The organism is Microcoleus sp. B3-D2 (assembly GCF_036705345.1).
In the GTDB taxonomy this organism is placed as follows: Bacteria; Cyanobacteriota; Cyanobacteriia; order Cyanobacteriales; family Microcoleaceae; genus Microcoleus.
Genome location: NZ_JAUBUG010000167.1, coordinates 1 through 2,682 on the forward strand (window position 1 = coordinate 1; position 2,682 = coordinate 2,682).

2 protein-coding genes and 1 pseudogene are annotated in these 2,682 nt (G+C 37.8%); all 3 read right to left on the minus strand.

The genetic code is table 11. The annotated features are described in order from the left end of the window. Window positions 1–287: 287 nt before the first annotated feature. Window positions 288–803 carry a transposase gene (locus QUB14_RS28390; RefSeq protein ID WP_333221554.1) on the minus strand — a complete coding sequence of 172 codons (516 nt, stop codon included), beginning with the start codon at window positions 801–803 and terminating at the stop codon, window positions 288–290. Between the two features lie 15 nt (window positions 804–818). After that, window positions 819–1,316 carry a hypothetical protein gene (locus tag QUB14_RS28395; protein WP_333221552.1) on the minus strand — a complete coding sequence of 166 codons (498 nt, stop codon included), beginning with the start codon at window positions 1,314–1,316 and terminating at the stop codon, window positions 819–821. A gap of 341 nt (window positions 1,317–1,657) precedes the next feature. After that, window positions 1,658–2,599: pseudogene (locus QUB14_RS28400) on the minus strand (IS630 family transposase). Between the last annotated feature and the right edge of the window lie 83 nt (window positions 2,600–2,682).

Below are 2,682 nucleotides of genomic sequence, written 5' to 3' on the forward strand. Positions count from 1 at the left end.
TAAAAAAGCTGACTAACGAAGTGATTGCTTCTTTGACGGGATATCCATTCATATTAGAGGGTTTATCTGTAGCAGGAATTTAGGAAAATGGTATTAGTTGGTAATCTCTCTTGCAATAAGGGTTCAAAAATTTCCCATTCTGCATCAGTCCTGGGGGGGGTGACAAAGAGGTCTACGAAATAGACTGTATAAGGGTTGCAGCCCGCATACCTTGTTGATAAAAGCGGCGTTTAGAAGGAGTTAACTTCATTAACTGTTCCACCTCCAAAGAATATTGTTCTAGATAATTAACCCACTTTTCTCCATCTAACCCAACACCAAATGTACTCCGTCTGCGATATTTTTTCTTGGGTTATTTGCGACGAGATACATATTTTTGTACCTGTTTTTTCTTCAGTGAGCGTGCCTTGAAATATTGCTGAACTGTACGCCAGTGTCATGAGCAGAATCATGTTAATAAGTCTGTTCTCTTTGAGGCTTGTTCCTTCAATATCATAGCCTCCTTTTTTACAGTCTCGAAACATTTCTTCAATGCCCATCCGCTGCTTATAAGCATTGATGGCTGCTGGCAGTGAGCGTAAATCTGTGAGAATAAACCAAGCTTCTTTAACTTGATATTTCCCAGAGTTCCTTCTCCACTTACAAGCCAGAGCAAATCCGGTAACAGGTCGAGTTTTCCTCACTCTTTTTCCTTGAAAATACAAAGAAGTTCCTGGTACTATCCCTAATTCATCCAACCGTTGCCAAACTAAATGTTCTGTTTCGATACAAAGATTCTTTTTTAGTCTTAAGCAAAAAGACACACCCTTTTCCTTAAGTTAGTTTGCCAAATCAACAGAACAAAATTCACGGTCTCCTAAAACGATGACTTTATATTCTGAAAATAATGGTAAAACTTGCTGTAGATTGGTAGTCTGTGACTCTCCGTTTTTGTTTCCTAATTTGGGCAACAGTGACCAGTATAATGGAATTGCTCTTCGCTCCCAGATCAGGCTAACCATAAACAGATTAATGCACCCCCATTGACTGCGGTCGATTGCAATTGATAAACGAGTACCAATGGGGCAATAAGTGGTCAACCAATAAGTAATTAATGGCAACCAAATTAATGAGATAGTTAAATTTGGTAAATCCAGAAACCTTTGTAGTTTTCTGCGCCGACTTTCCGTTGTTATTGGATAAGGAAATACCCGTGCCAGTCGTTCTAACCTCACTTGTTTTTCTGATTGCATCACAGATAGTAAAGTTGTCATTACAAGAAACTTAGCTTTCGTCAGTTGTTTTTTTAAATGAGTCTGGTAAAATGTTGGTATCATTATTTTTTGGATAGGCAAGCGTGTAACAATTATGCTGCCTATTTTTTTTAGCACACATTGGCTCAATCCTCACCACCTCTAGGTTTCAGGCTGGTTGTCACCCCCCCAGGCATCAGTCAGGTCACTGGAATACGCCATTAGCATTGGATTTTAGATGCTGAGGAGTACCTTAATTCAAAACCTCATAAGATGTCAAATGGGTTCTATAGAGGAAACTATAGCACCTAGCTGGTATAGCTTGCTCTCTGTGTAAGAGAGGAATAAAAAGGTTCCTAGCATAACAAAAAAGTAAATAGAAAAAAACCAACTAATTACTTTGCCGACCGTTCTTATAGCCTTTCTCAGAAAGATGAGGTACAATAACAGCAGTGTGTAAACCAGTTAAAAATATTTGACGATGTAACTTGTCCGAACGCAAACTCTATGGATTTTCCTAACTCTTGATAATTATTAGTCTTGATAGAACGGAGAATGATTTTAAGTTTTGACCACAGATTCTCAATTGGTGAAAAATCTGGTGAATAAGGTAATAATTATATTAATTTGGCGCCTTTCTTTTCAATCGCTTTTTTGACTTCTTCTCCCAGGTGAATAGGACAATTATCCATCACCACACAAACCGCTTTCCAGAGTTGTGGTACGAGTTTTCTGATAATAAAAGCTTCAAATGTAATTGCATCAGTTTCGCCTATTAGATTAACCGATGTCAAAATTTCATTGACTGACATTGCTCCAATTATTGAGACATTTTTGCCACGTTTAGTTGGTTTTGGCCCCTTTGGTTTTTCACCTTTTTGCATACCTAGCATATAACCTAACCATGGTCAAATTAACTCCCGATTCGTTAATTAATATTAAGTCTTTCAAACCTTAGTTTTTAATTGTTTTCCAGAACTCACATCGCCGGATTTGAACTCGCTCAGTCCCTTTACCTGAAGGGAAGAGAGTTTTTTTTTTACAGTAATGTTTAAGAGTTTTATCATTCTTCCTATTGTTGCTCTACTAACGGAAAATCCAATTTTTCCATAAAGTAAATAACGGAGTTCTTCAAGAGTTGCATCATTATTTCCTTCAACCAATTCCGCCAAGATGAGTAGTTGCTCCGCATTCAGTTTGCCTTTGACTCCACATCGGTCAGTTCTCGGAGTAATGTTTTTTGTTTCACGATATTGTTTAAGCAATTTTTGTACAAAACTCAGGGCTACAGAAAAACGCTTAGCTATTGCTTTTTGTGAAATGGGTTCAGCATGATAAGTATCAAGGATTTTTTGCCTAAAATCAATCGAATAGGTGTTGCATAATAGAGAATGATGTCATGGAATCAGCCGATGCTTTGCCCTCATTGTCAAAGTGCCAAAGGCGTCAA